The sequence below is a fragment of the Fibrobacter sp. UWB11 genome (genome assembly GCF_900143015.1).
Taxonomy (GTDB): Bacteria; Fibrobacterota; Fibrobacteria; order Fibrobacterales; family Fibrobacteraceae; genus Fibrobacter.
Genome location: NZ_FSRT01000002.1, coordinates 624,254 through 644,157 on the forward strand (window position 1 = coordinate 624,254; position 19,904 = coordinate 644,157).

The 19,904-nt window shown below is 48.0% G+C and carries 11 protein-coding genes and 1 tRNA gene; 5 read left to right on the plus strand and 7 right to left on the minus strand.

Annotated features, from left to right (window positions below; translation table 11 throughout):
- Window positions 1-43: 43 nt before the first annotated feature.
- Window positions 44-1,642, plus strand: a complete 1,599-nt coding sequence (locus BUQ91_RS11090; protein ID WP_074209323.1) for a GGDEF domain-containing protein — start codon at window positions 44-46, stop codon at window positions 1,640-1,642.
- A gap of 37 nt (window positions 1,643-1,679) precedes the next feature.
- On the opposite strand, the gene BUQ91_RS11095 is transcribed toward BUQ91_RS11090, so the two are convergent.
- Window positions 1,680-1,768, minus strand: a tRNA-Ser gene (locus BUQ91_RS11095).
- A 178-nt stretch (window positions 1,769-1,946) separates the two neighbouring features.
- On the opposite strand from BUQ91_RS11095, the gene BUQ91_RS11100 reads away from it, so the two are divergent.
- From BUQ91_RS11100 to BUQ91_RS11115, 4 genes are all read left to right on the plus strand, one after another.
- Window positions 1,947-5,360: a transglycosylase domain-containing protein gene (locus BUQ91_RS11100; RefSeq protein WP_074209324.1), complete on the plus strand. Its 3,414-nt coding sequence runs from the start codon at window positions 1,947-1,949 to the stop codon at window positions 5,358-5,360.
- Between the two features lie 191 nt (window positions 5,361-5,551).
- On the plus strand, window positions 5,552-5,977 hold the full coding sequence (locus tag BUQ91_RS11105; protein ID WP_074209325.1) for a hypothetical protein: 426 nt from the start codon (window positions 5,552-5,554) through the stop codon (window positions 5,975-5,977).
- Between the two features lie 52 nt (window positions 5,978-6,029).
- Complete coding sequence (locus BUQ91_RS11110) at window positions 6,030-7,289, plus strand: hypothetical protein (RefSeq protein ID WP_074209326.1); 1,260 nt, start codon at window positions 6,030-6,032, stop codon at window positions 7,287-7,289.
- Window positions 7,286-8,056: a sulfite exporter TauE/SafE family protein gene (locus BUQ91_RS11115; RefSeq protein ID WP_074209327.1), complete on the plus strand. Its 771-nt coding sequence runs from the start codon at window positions 7,286-7,288 to the stop codon at window positions 8,054-8,056. Before BUQ91_RS11110 ends, BUQ91_RS11115 begins: the two co-directional genes overlap by 4 nt.
- On the opposite strand, the gene BUQ91_RS11120 is transcribed toward BUQ91_RS11115, so the two are convergent.
- The 6 genes from BUQ91_RS11120 to eno all read right to left on the minus strand — a co-directional run bounded on the left by BUQ91_RS11120 (window position 8,042) and on the right by eno (window position 19,756).
- Window positions 8,042-8,398: a GIY-YIG nuclease family protein gene (locus BUQ91_RS11120; protein WP_254794460.1), complete on the minus strand. Its 357-nt coding sequence runs from the start codon at window positions 8,396-8,398 to the stop codon at window positions 8,042-8,044. The genes BUQ91_RS11115 and BUQ91_RS11120 overlap by 15 nt on opposite strands.
- Before the next feature lie 102 nt (window positions 8,399-8,500).
- Entirely contained in the window at window positions 8,501-9,826 is a 1,326-nt protein-coding gene (nhaA, locus tag BUQ91_RS11125; RefSeq protein WP_074209328.1) for a Na+/H+ antiporter NhaA, read from the minus strand.
- Window positions 9,827-9,913: 87 nt separating this feature from the next.
- Entirely contained in the window at window positions 9,914-12,940 is a 3,027-nt protein-coding gene (locus BUQ91_RS11130) for a response regulator (RefSeq protein WP_074209329.1), read from the minus strand.
- A 10-nt stretch (window positions 12,941-12,950) separates the two neighbouring features.
- A complete protein-coding gene (locus tag BUQ91_RS11135) occupies window positions 12,951-16,730 on the minus strand; it encodes a PAS domain-containing hybrid sensor histidine kinase/response regulator (protein WP_074209330.1) in 3,780 nt (1,259 codons plus the stop codon).
- 185 nt (window positions 16,731-16,915) lie between these two features.
- Window positions 16,916-18,082: a ribose-phosphate diphosphokinase gene (locus tag BUQ91_RS11140; RefSeq protein ID WP_072829951.1), complete on the minus strand. Its 1,167-nt coding sequence runs from the start codon at window positions 18,080-18,082 to the stop codon at window positions 16,916-16,918.
- A 246-nt stretch (window positions 18,083-18,328) separates the two neighbouring features.
- On the minus strand, window positions 18,329-19,756 hold the full coding sequence (gene eno / locus BUQ91_RS11145; protein ID WP_074209331.1) for a phosphopyruvate hydratase: 1,428 nt from the start codon (window positions 19,754-19,756) through the stop codon (window positions 18,329-18,331).
- Window positions 19,757-19,904: the final 148 nt, after the last annotated feature.

Sequence of the window (19,904 nt, forward strand, 5' to 3'; positions counted from 1 at the left end):
AATTATAAAATTCTTATATTGCATGTGGGGTTTATAGGTGCATATGGCCAATCCGCTTTATTCAGTTCTTTCATTTACTTGTGCTCTCGTCTTGCTGATTTTCATGAATCAGTTCAAGTTGGTATTGGACAAAAGCGAAAAAACCGACAAGGACTTTTCACGGCTCTCGTATTGGGTGACCTTCTTTTGCCTCCAAGACGGCGTTTGGGGCCTTTTCGGTAGCGGCACCATTTTCAACATCGAATACTTTTTCATTTCGTCATCCATTTCACACGCGGCAGCGGCAATACTTGCCTACATCTGGCTGAGCTATATCCTCAATTTTATCAATATCGAACGCGACAAGGCAATCCCGGCCAAGATGCTTTCGATTTCGCTTGTCTTGTTCCAGCTCGTATTACTCGTAATAAATTACAGGTCCAGGTTCATTTTCGACGTTTCTGCCGAAGGCGTTTATGTCATACGTGCAGGCAGAAACCTCCTCTACTACAGTCAATATTTCACGTTCTTCGTCATCGGTCTTTTTACAGCATACAGGATTGCGAGTGCAAAAAACGTCGGCACACGACGTCACTACGCTGCGGGTTTTTTATTTATTCTCGCCCCCGTCCTTTGCGGTCTGCTCCAGAAAGTGTATATCCTCGCTCCTTGCGACTCTATCGGATTCATGCTCGGTTGCTGCACCATCTATGCATTCTTCATTTCAAAAATCAGCAGGAACAGGGACCTCTCGCAAAGGGCAGTCATCATCTCCGGGCTCTCGGCCGACTATGACTTGGTCGTGTACGTGAACACAGCCAAGAATCAAGCAAAGTATTTCCAGGTGAGCGAAAAATTCGCCCCCCTTCTTTGGGAAGGCCGCAATTCATCGGATCCCAAGAGCTTTGACGACCTGATGAGACGCATTTACGTCCCCAACGAGTTTAGCGAATTTATTGAAAAATCGACCCTCGACAAGTGCATCGAAATCTTGCAGACGGCCCCTTACTACACGATTCCATTCCTCGCAAATATTGACGAACGTACGGAACACTACCGCTTAAAGATTGCAAGCGACAAGAGCAATTCACAAGCTTTCATTGTCGGTATTACGAACGTCGAAGAAGAACACCGCCTCGAAGAAACCGCCCAAAAGTTAAGAAAGGACCTCCAGCATACAAAGCTTATCGCGAACAAGGACCCGCTCACAGGAATCGGGAGCGCCGCCGCGTTCAAGGTCAAATGTAATCTTATCGACAATCAAATTAAGCAAGGGCATAAAATCAGGTTCGCTATTGTAGAATGCGACGTAAACGACTTGAAGTACATGAACGACAACTTCGGACACGACATGGGTAACGAATACCTCAAGAATTGTTGCAAGGTTTTCTGCAATGTGTTTAGCCACAGCCCCGTATTCCGCATTGGCGGCGACGAATTTGCCATCATCCTTTACGATACTCAATACGAACAACGTACTGAATTATTCGAAAAGCTCAGAACATCAGTCAATCTCAAGTCAAAATCCCCGAAGGAACGCATTTCGTTTGCAGCGGGAATGGCTGACTATAGCAGTCAAATTGACGAAAGCGTAAAGGACGTGCTCAAGCGCGCGGATACCTTTATGTACATCGACAAGAGCAAAATGAAAAAAGGACGTTAAGAAAAAACCCCGAGTCAGATGACTCGGGGCTTTTCAGCGGGAAGAGCGAGATTCGAACTCGCGATAGGATTAAGTCCTATACGTCCTTAGCAGGGACGCGCCTTCGGCCAACTCGGCCATCTTCCCATCTTGGGGACACTAATTTTAAAAAATTTTCAGCAAATTTTCAAGGGGTAATGGCCAATTTCGTTGTTTTTCCTTGCAAATAAGCGTATTTTTTACATGATGCGCTCCATTTTGCAGGACACGCCCTCAAAACTTTTATATCTTGTAAGTCGTTAACAGTCAATAAGTTACGTAAAATATGAATAAGTTTGTCAAAATTACAGTCGCCTTCTTTCTCGTAGCCCTGATATGCTACATCCCCTTTTATATAGTCGTGTTCAAGATCCTCCCCGAACGCGACCCGGACAACCTTTTCAACCGCACGACCATTTTGCAGGTGCTCTCGGGCGAAACCCGCGTTTTCTATGAAGACGGTGAAAACCTGTTGGGAGCCTTCTTTGACGCAAACCACCGTGTTTACGTCCCCTACGGCGATATTCCGGTAAACCTCATTAACGCCCTTATTGCAGCCGAAGACTCCCGTTACTGGACCCACAACGGCTACGACCTCAAGGGGTTCATGCGCGCCATGGTCAATAACGTCAAGTCCGGACGAATGAGCCAGGGCGGTTCCTCGCTTACGCAACAGGCCGTCAAGAACATTTTTGGCCGCGAAGAACGTAGCGTCAAGGAAAAGCTCAAGGAATTCTTGAACGCGCTCCGCATGGAAAAGCATTTTTCCAAGGAAGACATCCTGGAATTCTACCTGAACCAGTTCCACGTTTCGGGTACGGGTAAAGGCGTTGCCATTGCAGCTCAATACTTCTTCAACAAGGAACTCAAGGACCTGACGCTTGCCGAATGCGCATTTATTGCAGGCTCGGTGAAGGGACCGTTCAATTACGATCCATTTATCCAGCGCACCGAAGAACGTAGGCAAAAGGCACTCGAACGCGGAGAAACTCGACTCAAGTACGTGCTCGGACGCATGGTCGAAGAAGGCTATATCGAACAGGCCGACATGGACGCGGCACTTGCAAAGCCGTTGGAATTCAACCACGGCAACTTCCGCTTTACCATGAGCACAACGCTCGAACGCTTGGAAGAACGCCTCGACAGCGACTTTTTCCACGAGCTTTTCCAGCAGGAAGGCATCGAGGACTGGCGTAAGGCACAGCTCGAAATCACGACGACTTTGAACGCCAAGTCACAAGACGCAGCCAAGCGCGCGTTGCAGACAAATATCAGCAACTTGCAATTGCAACTCGGCGGTTTTGTACTCCCCAAGGCACAATTTGCAAACCGCGCGCGCAACGCCCGCAAAGGCGACTACCTGTACGGCGCCGTGGATAGCGTATTCTACGATACTACCGGCAGACTCCAATCGCTCAAACTCAACTTCGGGCAGCTCAAGGGTATTGTCACGGAACAGGCGGTCAATGATTTTGCAAAACTCGCCGGCGGCGATGTGAACAAGATTCTCGCAACCCAGCTCAAGCCGGGCGCCATTCTCCTCGTGAGCATTATCGACGAAACTCCGATCGATGGTTACGCTCCGTGCAAAATCGAAACGGAACCGGTACTGCAAGGCGCCCTGGTCGCCATCCAGAACGGCAAGGTGCTCGCCAGCCAAGGCGGGTTCCACAACACCGGATTTGACCGTAGCTTCAAGGCTCTCCGCCAGCTCGGTTCTAGCTGGAAGCCGATTCTTTACGCACTCGCTCTCAAGTACCACTGGAACTACCTCGACAATCTCGAAAACGAATTCAACGCATTCCAATACGGCAACCAGTTCTACTTCCCGCGCCCGGACCACAAGAACAAGGGTGACGTTGTAAGCATTGCATGGGCTGCCACGCGTTCCGAAAACATCGCAAGTATTTGGCTTTTGGAACATCTTTTAGACAAACTTTCGGACAAGGAATTCGAGGACGTTGCCCGCGAAAACGGTTTTGCACGTGAACCGGGAGAAGAACGTATCAAGTTTGTTGAACGACTGCGCGACAAGTACGGCCTCATGATGAAGGAAGAAGTCAAGCGCGAAATCGAATTCACGAAGGCCCGCGATGCACTTGTAGAACGTTATATGAACGATGGCAAGGTTTTGCAAGCCCGCGCCGTGCAGAATTTGCGCTATGGCATGTTCAATGACATCGGGCTAAAACAAGCAAAGAGAGACCCGAAGATTACAAAATACGTCAACCACAACTTCAAACGTTATTCTGAAATTTGGCGCGCCCGTGAAATTCAGGAACTCGACCCCGATGAATCCGCAAACTTGCAGCCGCTCGATTCTGTACAACTTATTGAAAACTTCACGCTTGCCGACTTTAAGCGTTTGAACGCCATGATTGAACCTGTAGACAGCGATGCCGATTACTACGACATGGCCCATTTGCGCTACTGGCCGGATTACCGCCGCGCCCTTTCGATGGCCGACTATGCACGCTTTGCAAACGAAATCGGCATCCGCCAAAAACTGCAAAGAGTGTTCAGTATGCCGCTCGGCGTGAACGACATTACGCTCGCCGAAATCAGCACAGCCTACCAGACAATCCTCACCGGAAAAATCTTCAAATGCAAGGATGCCGATTGGACGGAACCCTGCTTTATCAAGGAAATCCGCAACCGCGATGGACGCGTTATCTTTAGAAACAAGATGGAATCGAAAGTAGTACTCGACGACACCGTAACGACTCAGGTAGGCGTCATGTTACGCTCCGTGTTCACAAACGGTACAGCACATAGCCAGCTTTCGGCACTCAGCATCAAGAATCCGGAAGGTGCATCGAAACTTCGCTACCCGGTAATGGGCAAGACGGGTACAACAAACGATTACAGGAATGTGGCGTTCTTGGGCGCGCTCCCGACATACGTCAAGGAAAAGAACGGCGTGGCACTGGACAGCGTTATTGCTATCGGAAGCTATGTAGGCTTTGACGACAACAAGCCTTTGAAATCGGGACGTACACGTATTGCAGGGGCTTCGGGTGGTCTCCCGCAATGGGCTGCATTTGCAAAGGAAGAAATGGACATTCTCGGGCTCCCGAAACAGATTGACTTCTTAGACATTTCGATGCTCGCCACGGGCGAAGTTCCGCTGATGCTGACAAACGAACGCGGAGAACTCACAGTGGACCCGATGACAGGTGAAGCTTTGGTGAACGGCGAAAAAGGTCGCCCATTGCCGTGGCTCGATGTACCGGGATTCACGCCGCCGCAAGTGCAAAAGATTGCCGCAGAAACTATTGCAAAGTCGGGAATTGTCGTAAGCTTGCCGATGCCGCAAACAAGCACGCCTACGCAAACTGGAACCGCAACAGATTCCACAGCGAAAGCACAGGGAACCGCTCCCAGCGTGGCACAGCCCGCTACTGCCCAGTCGACTCAGCCTGCAATTCCTGCTGATGCAAGGCCAGTTTCCGAAGTCATGAAGGCTGATTCTATCAAGCGCGCCACAGAAGCGGCCACAACACAGCCGAAGCCCGCAACCCCAGCGCCAAGCGTAGCTCCGCAGCAAGGAACAGCGCAAGTCGTTACGGTTCCGCAAACGGTCAAGGAGATTCAGCCGCCCAAGCCGCAAGCCGCCATGCCCAAGGATGACGACTGGGATTTGCCGGAAAACTTCAACAGCAAAAATGCATTTGTTCCTATCGAAGTTGATACAGAATAGAATAATCGAAAATGTAATGAAATTACATTCTATTCTCACAAAAATGGCCATTAGAGCTCAATAAAGGCAAAACGGAGCCCTAAGCCACAAAAACCTAAATAAAGCCCCCGGTGACACGAATCACGGGGGTTTTATTGTACTGCAATTCTACATATATATTTCTGGTTACCCTAAAAAAAGAGGTAGCCAAAATGAATTTCTTGAAGAATATCCTTTTTATATTCTTACTAACAAGTTCACTCATTTGCAGTGCAAATGCTGCACAAAATTCCTCAACATTTTCCAAGTTCGAATCTAAATTCGACAACATTGATTTTTATAAAAATATCGTTGCAAATAAAAGTAGCGATACAGAAGCCGAGCCCGGTAAAGATGGCATAATTCTTGGAAGTGGCCTCACCGTTTTCGGGATTTTGTGTTTCATGTCTGCAACAAGCCCGAACGAATCCAAGGACAAATCGAACAAGAAATCCAAAGAACGCATTGGCGATGCTGTGGGCGAAGCTGTAGAAGCCGGCAAGTTGACGTTCATGGGCGTCATTTGCACGCTAATCGGGCTACCTATTTTAATATACAATGGATATAAATACAGTCAGCAGGCACAAGAAAAGACGTAATAAAACATCCGGAATTTTCTATCTTTAGGATAGAACTTTTTCGGAGCGTTTCATGTCTAAATCAACTGTTTTCGTTCAGATAGCTTCATTTACCGCTGCGATTTCGCTCACGGCATGTATTGGAACAAGCCAATGCCCGTCCCCGGATGCAACCCCCATACAAAAGCCGATTATTTTAGGGCAAGACACCATTCAACCTGCAGAAACGCAAACCGGCACACATACCGAAATGCAGGTCGTTACTGGCGATAGCGCAACGCAGTTGCTCGACCAATTCAACTTGCCCGCCCCGAGCCAAGACCAAACGCCATCCGTTATTGTGCAAACTAGAGTCGATACTGTTTTGATGATGTTGCCGCCGTGCGATAAGACGCATTTTTCGCATTGCACGCTCGAAACGACAATGGACCCGTACAAGGCATTCCCGGCACTCGCAAACTACGTTTTTAGCTACGCCGACACGCTCAGCAGAGCAGGCCAAACCGATTCCGCATCTGTTATTCTAAACAGTTTCTCTTCCATCGCCCCCATGTGGCAAGAATGGCAAGCTTACTCGGATACATTGCGCAACGACTTTGGAAAGCGCCGTGAAGAAAAAGCAAAAGAATTTGAATCCATGGCACTCCAGATTCAAAACATGAACCGTGTACAGGCTTCGTACAGCATGGTTTCCGAAACCGCCGACAGTTTGATTGCACAACTCGCTCCGGGCGATTCGCTCGCAAACTGGGCTGCCGGTCAAAAGAAAATCGCTTATACGAACACGCTCAAAAAAGCAACAAAGGAATTTAACGAAATCAAAGTTCTGGCCGACGAAAAGGCACAATTTGCCGAAGCCCGCAAGCAGACAGAGACATTCCGCATCCGTTACCGCGATTTTGAAGACACGCTGCATGTGCAGGATTTCTTGAAGCATGTCGATGAACTTGAAAAATCGCTCGATTCTGAAACTGCAAAAATGTGGGAAAAGAACGACCCTGAAAAGGCTCTCGCTCAGGCCGACACGCTCATCGCGAACGAAAAATTCGAAAAGGCAAAGGACTTGCTGAACAAACTCAAGTCTAGCAAGTACCGCAAAGAAGCAAATGAAAAATACATAGTCCTTGCCGATGCATACTGCAACAAACAGCGCAAAACGACATCGCAAATTTTTGCCAAGTCCTTAAAGCAGACGGATGAAGCAAAGAAAAAGAAATTGCTGAACGACGCTATTGCACCGCTCGACAAGTGCCTTGCGGAATTCCCGGAAACAACGCAGCGCGAAAAAGTCGAAAGCAACAGAAAGTTTATTGAAAAGGAACTCGCCAAGTGACAGATTGGTGGAATTACGCCCAGTACCCGGCATTCTTTATCTTGGGTGCAGTCGTAAGCCTTATCAACAGCATCGCAGGCGGCGGTTCCACGCTTAGCCTCCCTATCATGATTTTCCTCGGGCTCCCCGCGACTGTCGCAAACGGCACAAACCGCATCGGACTTATCATCGGGAATTTCAGCAGCGCTTTCAATCTTGCGCGTCACGGCTACCTGAACAAGAAAATTTTCTTGCAGCTACTGTTGCCGACATTCTTCGGTGCACTCCTTGGCGCATGCTTCTTGGTCCGCATTGGCGACAAGCTATTTCAAGCAATTCTTGCCGTCGTGATTTGCCTTGTGGTGGTCATGAGTAACTTGCGCAAGGACATTCTCGGAAAGCCTCCTGAGACCCCTCCCGAAAAGCTTACCGTCAAAGGCGCCATCGGATTTTTCGGAATTGCAATCTACGGTTGCATTGTACAAGTGGGCGTTGGCTTTGTACAAATTTTCGGGCTCACGCGCTACACGGGACTTGATCCGATTCACGTGAACGCCATCAAGAATGCGCTCACGAACGTATTCCTGATTGTAAGCACGGTTGCACTCGGCATCGCAGGGAAAATTGACTGGCCAATAGCGATTATCATGGCCGCAGGCGCCTGGCTCGGCGGTTACCTCGGCAGTTTTACGCAGCGCAAAAAAGGGAACAAGTTCATCCAACGATTCATCAGCGTCTGCAGCATCGGCATGGCTATTGCGCTCGTTGTTGACCTAGTGATGAAGTAATTTTTCACGTTCGCGTTTTTCGCGACGGAGTCTTGCAGTACGGGCTTTAAGCGTTTCCCCAAGACCTGCGCGCAGTTCGCTTTCTATCGCAGAATCTCCTGCGGCAAGCAGTTCCTTTTGCGGGCGCTTTAGCCTTTTGATACGGGCTTCTAGGCGGAGTGCTTTTTCGCGGGTTTCAAGTTCGAACGTGCGCAATACACATTCTGGCGGGAACGATTTAGTAAATCTCGCCCCACGCCCACTGCAATGTTCCTCATAGCGGGCGTCGACATCCACGGCATAGCCAGTGTAAATGCGATTGCCCTTGCAACGGAGCATGTAGACGAAGTGAGCTTTGGTCATTGGTCGTTAGTCATTAGCCTTTAGAAAAACGCAATTTGAACTGTATATGGAGATGCCGGCTCGGAGGCCGGCATGACATTCCTAAGTTCTAAACTCCACCAACTATTCTTTCTTTGACACAATGCTCATGTAGATTGTGCCAAGAATAGCGGCGCTAAAGCTTCCGAGCAAAATACCAAGTTTTGCGGAATCCTTATTCGCACCATCTTCAAAGGCTAGGCCAGCCACAAAGAGAGCCATCGTAAATCCGATACCGGCAAGCATGCCGCCACCCCAAAGGACTTTCCAGGAGTAACTCGGCTTCTTGGAAACGCCAATCTTCACAGACAGGAGGCTGAAAAGGAAAATGCCAATGGGCTTACCGAAAATGAGAGCAAGAGCCACGGCGCCAAGCACCGGGACATCCAGACCGCCAAGCTTGATTTCGACACCGGCATTTGCAAGCGCAAAAATCGGCATGATAGCAAAGTTCACCCAAGGCACAAGCATCTTGTACAAACGTTCCTGCAAGGAGACACTTTCGCTTGCACCGCGCTTGAGCATCGTAAATACTTCATATTGTTCGTTGCGGTCCTTCGTCTCGCCCGAAAGCACGTTGCCTACGCCACTTGCAAACTGGGCCACCACGCCTTTCGCCACCACGGCCTTTGCGGGCACGGAGAGGCCAAGGAGCACGCCCGCAATCGTCGGGTGCACACCGGACTTGACAAAGAACGCCCACACGGCAATACCCGTGAAATGGAGCAGCAACATGTTGCGGACACCGATGCGGAAGAACACGTTGAACAAGGCAAGGAGCACAAAGGCCATGCCAAGAGCCGCAAAGTTGATGCCGTCACCGCTCGGGTAACCAATGGCAATCACAAGAATAGCACCGATATCGTCTGCAATAGCAAGGGTCAAAATCATCACGCGGAGCGCATGCGGCACCTTCTTGCCCAAGATTGCCATGCAGCCCACCACAAATGCAATATCCGTTGCCGTGGGAATTCCCCATCCGTGCGAAGTTCCCGGAGGGCAAAGCGCCAAGTAAATCAAAGCCGGGAAAAGCATACCGCCAGCAGCCGCAATAATCGGGAGGCTCGCCGCCTTCGGGTCATGGAGTTCGCCGTAGGTCATTTCGCCCTTGACTTCAAGACCGATATTGAAGAAGAATATCGTCATCAAGGCATCGTTGATGAACCAGTGCAGGTCAGCAGAGCCGACCCAGCTGCCTATGGTCACCACAAACGGCAAATGCCAAAAATGCTCGTACGATGACGGACTGAGATTCGCCCAGATGAGAGCTGTAAGCGTCATAATGATAAGCACTATGCCGCCCGTCGTCTCCACCTTCATCAGGCGTTCAATCGGGGTGATAATCTTACGTACCGGGGTTTCCGGAAACATGTCTTCAATTTTATCGCTGCTAGTTACTCGTGCTGACATACGTTTTTCAATATAGATAACTTTTACAAAAAATTTCTAGCATAACACCCATTGTAATACATAAATAGGAATAATACTACAATTCTGCTATAAGAACATCGCCAAGACGCCTTTCAACTTCTCGATGCTCACCGGTTTGGCGATATGCTCGTTCATGCCCACTTCGAAAGAAGCCTGGCGGTCTTCATCAAACGCGTTGGCGGTCATGGCAACAATCGGAATACCCGCCACATCCTTGTTGTCAAGGGCGCGGATACGTTTAGTAGCCTCATAGCCATCCATTACCGGCATGCGAACGTCCATCAAGATAACGTCAAACGGCCTAGAAGTTGCCTTTGAAAGCATTTTCACGGCTACATCGCCGTCTTCTACGGCAGTCACGATAAAGCCATTGTCTTGGAGGATTTCCATCGTAATTTCGCGGTTGAGGATATTGTCTTCGACCAAGAGTATTTTCTTTCCGGCAAAGCCCGAATCGGCAAGATCTTCGACATCCTTTTCGCGCTTCTTGGATTGCACCAGCTTGAATTCGAATGTCATGACGACTTCGGTACCCACATGCAGGCGGCTCGCGATTTCAATCTGGCCACCCATCATTTCGACAGAGTTCTTCGTAATGGCAAGTCCAAGACCCATGCCGCGATTTTCCTTCGAAGCAGACAATTCCCTCGTGAACGGTTCATAAACCGTCTTGAGGAACTCTTCACTCATGCCGATACCATTATCCTTGATACGGAACTCATAAGCGGCATAGCTCGACTTCGTGAGCGGCGTTTCCTTGACACTCATCGATATGGAGCCGCCTTCCCTCGTAAACTTGATCGAGTTCGAAAGAATCTTGAGCAGCGCCTGGCGCAAGCGATTCTTATCGCAAACAACCTCATCATCATTGATGTCGACGCAGTCGAGCTCAAATTTCAATTCCTTCGCCTGCAAGTCATTGCGGATATCGCGTTCCACTTCATGAATAACTTCGAACAAGTGTGTCGGCGTTTCGTTGAGGTCGAACTTGCCCGATTCAATTCGACTCATATCGAGAATGTCATTGATAATCGAGAGCAATCGATCCGAGCTCTGGTCTATCTTGACAAGGCAATCCTTTACACGTTCACGGTCTTCCAAATGCGATGTCGCAATTGAAGTAAGGCCAATCACTGCATTGAGCGGGGTGCGGATTTCATGGCTTATGCTATTGAGGAATTCCTTTTTAGCACTGTTCGCAGCCTGTGCCGCCGAGAGCGCCTGCTTCAACGCATCGGCCTGGGTCTCAAGCTGTTCCTTCTGCTCCAACTGCAAACGGGTAGATTCATCGACGCTGATAAAGCCTGCCACAATCTGTTCCTGGGCATCGGGAGCCTTGCCCGCCATCACAAACTTGAGCTGCCAATATTCAACAACGCCATTGATAATCATACGGTAGTTGACGTAATAGGCGCTCTTTGCAGAAAGCTTTTCGCGTACCACATCGCGAGTGGTCATGTCAATGAACATCTTACGGTCATCCGGATGCACAAGCGTATTCGCAATCAGCTTCAGGCGGTCTTCAAAATTCCCGACCTTTTTCCAGTTCGGGTTGTCGGCCCAGTTATTTTTCTTGACGTAATAAAGATGGTCTTCGCGAGTAGACGGGTTAATAAAGCTCACCAGCGAGAAGTCTTCAGAAAGGCCCTTGATCACGGAAAGTCTTTCACGTTCAGCTTCAAGAGCAACCTTTTCGTCGTTCACATCTTCGACACCAATGAGCACGTATCCTTCACCCTTGCCATCGGCAAAGCCAATCAACGTATGGCGCAGCCAAACCCAGTTGCCGTTGATAAACCAACGCATATCCACAACTTTTCTCGATTCCGATTCACCCATCATTTCAAGGAAAGCTTCCCTATTGAATACACTATGGCAAAGTTCCAAATCGTCCTTGTGAATTTTCGTCAGTTCATCATTGTTCATGATATCGTAAAGAGAAACATTGCAATCAAAGCGGCTGAGAATTTCATTGTATAAATCGTTCATAAAGCTCGGATAAACGACATACGAGCCCGATTCCGGATTGACATAGTAAATATGAATGAAGTTCTTGGACAAAAGACCTAGAAGTTTCATTTGCATGTAACGGACTTTACCTACATCATCCTGTTTGGAACGATCCGCTTCACCCGCAAAGCAACGTACCGCCACGCGACGGAGCAACACATAATAAGCAACAAAAAGGGCAAGCACCGCCAAGCCAAAGCAAAGCAAAATAAAACGGACTTTATGGATTGAGGCAAAAGCAACTTTTTTCGGAGATGAAATTGCAATGCTCCAATGATTTACCGCAAGCGGCTTATAATAGAAGCAATTGGATTCTTCCCAATAATTTTCAACACAACCTTCGCCCGTGCCACCCGCAAGCATGCTATCCAAAAGCGCCGAGAACAAGCCCTTTTCGTTATCCATTTCGTTAACGTAGTCACGGATACTCTTGAGGGAATCGTGCTTCGTGTCGGCAATCAAGCGACCGTCATCACGGTTGACAACATAAACGTACATCTTATGGTCGTAACGTTTATCCTTACGCAAGTATTGATGGATAAGACCTAAACTAAAATTCCAGAAAGCGACTGCGACAACTCGGTCATGACTTTTGATAGGCACAAAATGGTACAACAGCTTTTCTTCGAGCTTATCGCTTTCAAGGCGTACAGTCACATGCGATTGTGGTGTAGCCTCTTCTTCAAATGAAATTCCCAATTTTGAGGAACTCATCAAGGTGCCATCCGGCGTAATTACAGTATCGCCCGGCAAAAGAATGTTTATTTTCTGGTCCCGCAAGAATGGCTGCAATTCGTCTAGTTTTGGCTGCAAGCTATCCGTCGAGTAGTCGGCACGTTCACCCAAGGCATCGGCCACAAACTGGAGCGTTCCGCCGTAATGCAAATTGCTCATGATAAATTCGTTCGACGCCACCTCGGCATATTCACGAAGTCTGTTAAAGCAACCGTCCTCGACAATCTTCAGTATTTTTTGGCTAACAAACAAGAATACCAATGTTGTCAAAACAAGTAAAAATACAGCAAAAACCAGGTGATCCCGGTTCATCACTTTTTCATTATGGACACCATCAATATTCTTCATCTTCAAATCATCACTTTTTAATGAACTTGGACAAAATATACTTCATTTTATCAATGTCTATCGGTTTGGATATGTGTTCATCCATACCCGCATCAAGCGCAGCCTTGCGATCTTCCTCAAAAGCATTTGCAGTCATCGCAACAATCGGTATACGGGACTGGTAACGCGCCGGGAGTTCTCTAATCGCACGTGTTGCGGCAAAGCCATCCATGATAGGCATCTGCACATCCATTAGGATAAGATCATACTGCTTGGGCATCGACTTCTTTATCAATTCAACAGCTTCTTTTCCATTTTCAGCCGTGAACACCACAAAACCACAATCGGCAAGGATATCGCTTGCAATTTGGCGGTTCATTTCGTTGTCCTCGACAAGCAAAATTTTTCGACCCGCAAAATCAGACGTGGCAACGGAATTCTTCATTCCTTCTTTATTTTTATAGTGGAGCTTGAATTCAATACTCAGTATAACTTCTGTACCCTTATTTTCTTCGCTAAAGATTTCAATATCGCCACCCATCATTTCCACGATATTCTTGGTGATGGACATGCCAAGGCCTGTTCCCTGGATACCGCTCACCGTCGAAGAATTCGCACGCGTAAACGGTTCGTAAATGGTCTTCAGGAATTCTTCGTTCATGCCCATGCCATTATCGCTGATGCGGAACACAAACATCGCAAAGCCCGGCTTTGACGATTCCTTTTCTTCGACCTGCATCATAACGGAGCCGCCAGCCTGCGTGTACTTAATTGCATTCGAAAGCACATTCAGGAGCACTTGATTCAAGCGAAGCTTGTCGCACATGATTCCCGAATTATGGATATCGGTTTTCACTTCAAACTCAAGATGCTTTGCATCGACATCCGCTTGAACAATGTCCTTGAGCGTATCAATAATATCAACGAGATCTTCGGCATTTTCCGAAAGCATCATCTTGCCCGATTCAATGCGGCTCATATCCAACACGTCATTAATCAGCGAAAGCAAATGATTCGAACTTTGTCCAAGCTTTTTCAAGTAATCCAGTACAACGTCCTTTTCGTCGATATGCGCCATCGCAAGCCCGGTAAAACCGACAATCGCATTCATCGGCGTACGGATATCGTGGCTCATATTCGAGAGAAAAGCCGTCTTTGCGCGGTCAGAGGACTGCGCCATCGAAAGTGCTTTTTGCAACATGACCTGTTGCTTTTCAAGCAAATCATTCTGCTCGGCAATTTTCGCATCGAGTTCAAGTTTTTCGACCTGGTCATCACTCAAGAGCATAAACGAAAGCACAAAGGAAACGACTTCGTTTTCTTCGTTACGTTCAATCGTCGTAAACCTGGCGCGCAGCCATTCGCCACTTTCAATCTTAAATTCCTGTTCACGCTGGTCGGCATCTTTCAAGAACTTCTGCACATAGAAGAGGTTCGAAAGCTTTAGCCAATCCTGTTTAAAATCATCCGAAACTATGCCACTGATTTTCTTGACTTCACCAGAGTAGGTGCTATACAGGGGGCGTTTTTCCACCCACGAGACATTCGAAGACTTGATAGTACGGAAAGAATTATCCTCGACATTCACAAAGTAAATGGACACGTAATCGTCATAAAGGATATCGTTCACAAAGTCCTTGAGAATCAAATCATCCTTTTCGGCAAAACCAAGCGCCACAGCCTTGGGGCTATCGAGTTCGTTCCCGACCTTTACAAATTTCATTTCGCAATAATGCGGACGACCATCGACATTACCGCGATACGTTGTAATAAACGTTTTTCTCAAGGAAAGTTCGCGCTTAATGTTTTCTATAGCGCCAGCCTCACGCATCATCTGGCGGTCGCGTTCCCAGACAACACCATTTACATATTCTTCAAAAGCCTTAGAATACAATACACCCGAGCGGAAGCGGCTACCGAAAAGCGATTCCGATTCCTTGTTCATGGAATAAGGTGTAATGGAATCTTTTTCAAGATCAATGTAGTAGACCGAAGAATACTCCGATGCCAAAATATCGATAATTTCAAGATCCTGTTCAATCTTTTTCTGGTGCATGCGCGCCGTACGGATTTGCTCATCCTTGTCGGCAAATCCAATCACAAAAGCCCTTTGCTTTTTGTTTACGGCAACAACCTTACATTCACAGAACCGATCGGCATAGTTGACATACTCAAAGCTCGTGACGCCTTTTTTCTGGAGAAGCGGCTTTAAATTTTTAACAGAAAGTTTTCTGATAACAAAGTCGACATTTTCAGGAGAGACAACCTTATTTGCAATAAAATCAATGGCACCGCTATAAGTCTTTTCGCCAAGCGAGGTGCCGAGCATTTTCTGGATATTTGCATTGAGCTTGTGTGCAGTCACCAAGTCCGCTTCTAGGTCGCAATAGAAAATGCACGAATAATCCGAGGCCAAAAGCGACGTCACTGCAGCATCTTCATCCATGCGTTTCCGGCGGTTGATTTCGTTTTCGGCAAATCCTGCCACTAGCTTTAGCACTGCAAAATTTTTCTGCGATTCCTTCGGATTATCGAGAACAAGAACTCCAAAACGTTCTTCGTCAGAAACAATTGTCGAGGCGCTTATACTCTTTACATCTTGAACCGGCAACTCTCTATACAACCTATCCCAAACGCCATACTCGTCATTTTGCGAATCGAGATAGACGGCGTCCATGTCCCCCACGGAATCTATCCATGGTTTAAAGAATACTATCGGAATACGTTGAAGGTCCGCCTTGTTGGGCCTTACACCCTTGCGGCACCATTCATACGTACTGCTAAGAGTTTGCCTTTCCTTGTCGCTTTCGAGAATGTAAGCCCTATCAGCCGCATAAAAAGAAGCGAGCGTTGAAAGCAGTTCCTCGACAGCATCCCTTGAACGGTTTTCCTTATAAAGAACATCGATACAGTCACGAATGGCAGCATCTTGCTTTTGCTGTTCCGAAACGTTGTACGCGACCATCATTGCCTGGTACTCGTTCAAGATTTCATTCTTTGAAACATAGCAGACAAAGCGGCTGTAGTGCCAGCCAATGTGCGGCGAATAGAATCTGCAAGTATATTCCGGGATTGAATCGCCCTTCTGGAACTGGTCAATAAGCGTCTTGGCCGAGAGGTGCTGGACAAAAGCCTTCCTGTATTCCTTATCGACAAGTTGATCTGCAATTTTTCGTATAACAGCATCGTATGACGGAAAATCAGTGCCAAACGATTCGCTCACATCGACCGACTTTCCTTCGACAATTTGAATAAACGGCCGGTAGATATTTCCTTCGGAAAGGTTCACCTTGAAATAACTGTAAGCTTTATCAAGAATTGCCTTTCCGTACAACTTTTCGTTCAGGGCACTCTGCAAACGCTCACGCTTGGTATCCAAGTCCATCGTCGTGATTTCTTGACGCAGTTCATCTTCTGCCGTTTTCTGGATTAACGCAAGCTCGGTAATATCCTTGTGCCAGCCTTCAAGCCGTACACCTTTTTTATAATCAAAATTACGGTTCCCTCCACAACGGACAAAACGAACTCGACCATCGGGAGAATGCCATGGGTACTGAATTTCAGCCGCCTGACCAGCGCTCATCTTATCGACATACGCCTTCACTTCGGCAAAATGTTCCGGATCAATGTTATCGAACCAGGCATGAAAAATATCTTCCCCAGAAACACCTTCCGAAAGGCCGAGCAATTTCAGCATCGTTTCGTTGGCGATCATCCGTGGGGCGCAACCTTCATCGATTTCAACAGCCCAAAGACCGATGCCAACAGCATCCAGAATATTTGTCGTCAAGGGAATCAAATTTTCAGCCATAAACATTTACCATAACTACCTTATAAAAATAATACGTTTTATCATCAATATTTCAAACCAACGAAAATAAATATGTCAAGGCAAACAACACTTTATACCGATTTTCGAACCACATTTCCCGAAAAAAGTACAAAAAATCCGGATATCTTTCGATATCCGGATTTCATTCCCATATACAGCCAAAATTAGAAGAATGCAGGCGGCCAACGCGGGTTCTTGGAGGACATATCGATCTTGTAGAAGTCCTTCTCGAAACGTCCGTCGTCCATGCCGTACATCTGCATCACGTGGCGAGCAATCCACTTGCCAAGTTTCAAGACAGTGAGTTTCTTGCGAAGACGACCCTGGCAGTCACGGTTCATGATATCCGGAAGCGTGGAGGTCGTGAGAATTTCGTCGATAGCCGGGCTATTGAGCTTTTCACGGGCTTCGGCACTGGTGTGGAAGTGCGTCACGCCGAAGCAAACGCGGTTCGGGTGGCCCTTCTTGATGTGTTCGCAGCACTGAACGATCGTTGTACCCGTGCGGACCATGTCGTCGAATACGATCACGTCCTTGCCTTCGATTTCTTCGATGCTGATGTCGGAAAGTTCCGGGTTGAAGGTCATGGAAATTTCGCGTTCACCAGTACGAACCTTGTCCATAACAACGCGCTTGCATTCCGGAAGCTGGAGAGCATCGTATACAGCGTTCATGAACGGACGTGCACCCTTGTCCGGGGAAACGATAACGAGGTTGTTGCCATCCTTACCGGTCTGAACAAAGTTGCTGTTCTTGATGTAGTGAGCGTAAACGTCGGTCGGAATCAAGTTGTGGAAGTGACCTTCGAAAACGTCGTTGAAAAGGTTCTGGACCTTGATGCTGTGGTTGTGGCAAGTCACAACGGCATCGACGCCAGCGGTCTTCAAAAGCTGGGCGTAAAGGAGGCTCGTGAATGCCTGACCGTCGAACTTCTTGAGGTCGATGTCCGGGCGATCCTTTTCAAGTTCGCCAATGCGGTGCGGACCACGGTCCTGAGCGCTATAGAACAAATCCGGTTCCACGAGAACGACCTGTTCGGCACCGTTATCCTTTGCGGCGCGAGCGAGGATACAGTTACGCATAGCGTAATCGTTACGGCTGCGTTCGTGGTTCGAAACAGAGCAAATCAAGACAATCTTGCCTTCCAAGCGGCGGCCGATACGTTCCATATCGTCCACATCCAGCATGTAGCGGGGGCAGAATTCGGAGTTGGCGAAAGTCTTCAGGGAGACCACGTCGGAGATATCTTCACGGAGGCCGATGTACTGAGCCATGTCGATGGCAAACGGATCATCGGTAAAGTTACCGGTCACGATAAAACGATCTGACATATTTTTGCCTTGATTGAAGGGTTGTTTTTTGTGTTATTGCCAAATATAGTTAGAATCTATCCACGTTTCAAGTTTTAGGGCAAGAAAATCACCAAAAGCAAAAAAGCCCCGGCTTCCGCCGAGGCTCTTTTTTAGATACTTTGTTCTAAAAGAAGCTAATTACTTAGCGTTGCGCTACTTCGTAGCGCAGTCCTAAGCGGCTCAGTCATAGAAACAAGCAAGCTTGTTTCTGCGACACTCGCCTTATTAAGCCTTCTTGCAAGCTTTCTTGCAAGCAGCCTTCTTGGCCGGAGCCTTAGCAGCCTTGCAGTTCTTGCGCGGGTCGCCAGCGTAGACAGCAGCCTTGCCGAGTTCTTCTTCGATGCGGAGGAGGCGGTTGTACTTGCAGACGCGGTCCGTACGAGAGAGGGAACCAGTCTTGATCTGGCCAGCGGCAGTACCGACGGCGAGGTCAGCAATGAAGGTGTCTTCGGTTTCGCCAGAACGGTGAGAAACGATCGGAGCATAGCCTTCAACCTGAGCGCGCTTGATAGCAGCGAGGGTTTCAGAAACAGAACCGACCTGGTTCACCTTGATAAGGATAGCGTTAGCGATGCCAGCCTTGATGCCTTCGTCGAAGATGGTCGGGTTGGTCACGAACAGGTCGTCACCCACGAGGTTGATCTTGCCACCGAGCTTGTCAGTAAGAACCTTCCAACCTGCCCAGTCAGCTTCATCGAGACCGTCTTCAATGGAGAAGATGGAGTACTTGTCGATGAGCTTTTCATAGAGCTTGACCATGTCAGCAGACTTGACAGTCTTCTTGGTGCTCTTCTTGAACGTGTAGGTAACAGCCTTGGAGCCTTCCTTTTCAGTTTCCTTGTCGCAGAATTCGGAAGAAGCAACGTCAAGAGCGATCTTGATGTCCTTGCCGAAAACGTAACCAGCGTTTTCAGTAGCGGTCTTCAAAGCAGCGAGAGCCTTTTCGAGGGTCATCACGTCCTTGATTTCGTAACCGAACTTGTTCTTAGCCGGCTTGATAGCAACGCCCGGAGCAAAGCCACCTTCGTCACCAACCGTCGTATCGAAACCACCCTTCTTGAGGACAGCCTTAAGAGCGTGGAAGATTTCGGTCACCATCTGGAGACCCTTGGAGAAAGTCTTAGCGCCAACCGGAGCGATCATGAATTCCTGGAAGTCGATCGGAGCGGAAGAGTGAGCACCACCGTTGATCACGTTGCACATCGGGCACGGGAGGGTGAGCTTTTCAGTGCCATGGAGCTTAGCAATGTACTGGTAAAGCGGAAGGCCAGCATCCTTAGCAGCAGCAACGCAGACAGCCATGGAAACGCCGAGGATAGCGTTTGCACCGAGCGTGTTCTTGAGCATGCGGTTGCCGTCGAGTTCGATCATAGCGTCATCAACTTCAGTCTGCTTGGACGGATCCATGCCGATGATCTTCTTTGCAATCTTCTTGTTCACGTTATCCACGGCCTTGTAAACGCTCTTGCCGAGGAACTTGCTCTTGTCACCGTCGCGGAGTTCGCATGCTTCGCGTTCACCGGTGGAAGCACCACTCGGAACAGCAGCGTGACCGGTCACACCGTTTTCGAGGGTAACATCAACTTCGAGAGAGGGATTGCCGCGAGAGTCAAGAATCTGGCGGGCAACAACGGATTTAATTAAAGAAGCCATTTTTAGCCTTTTGTTTTAGAGTGAAAATTTTGATGCAAAAAATATAGAAAAGTAGGAAGTAAGCAGTAGACAGCAAGAAGAAAAAATGTGAAGAATTAGTTGTTAGCGATTAGTCGTTGGTCATTAGTCGTTAGTTGTTAGTTAATGC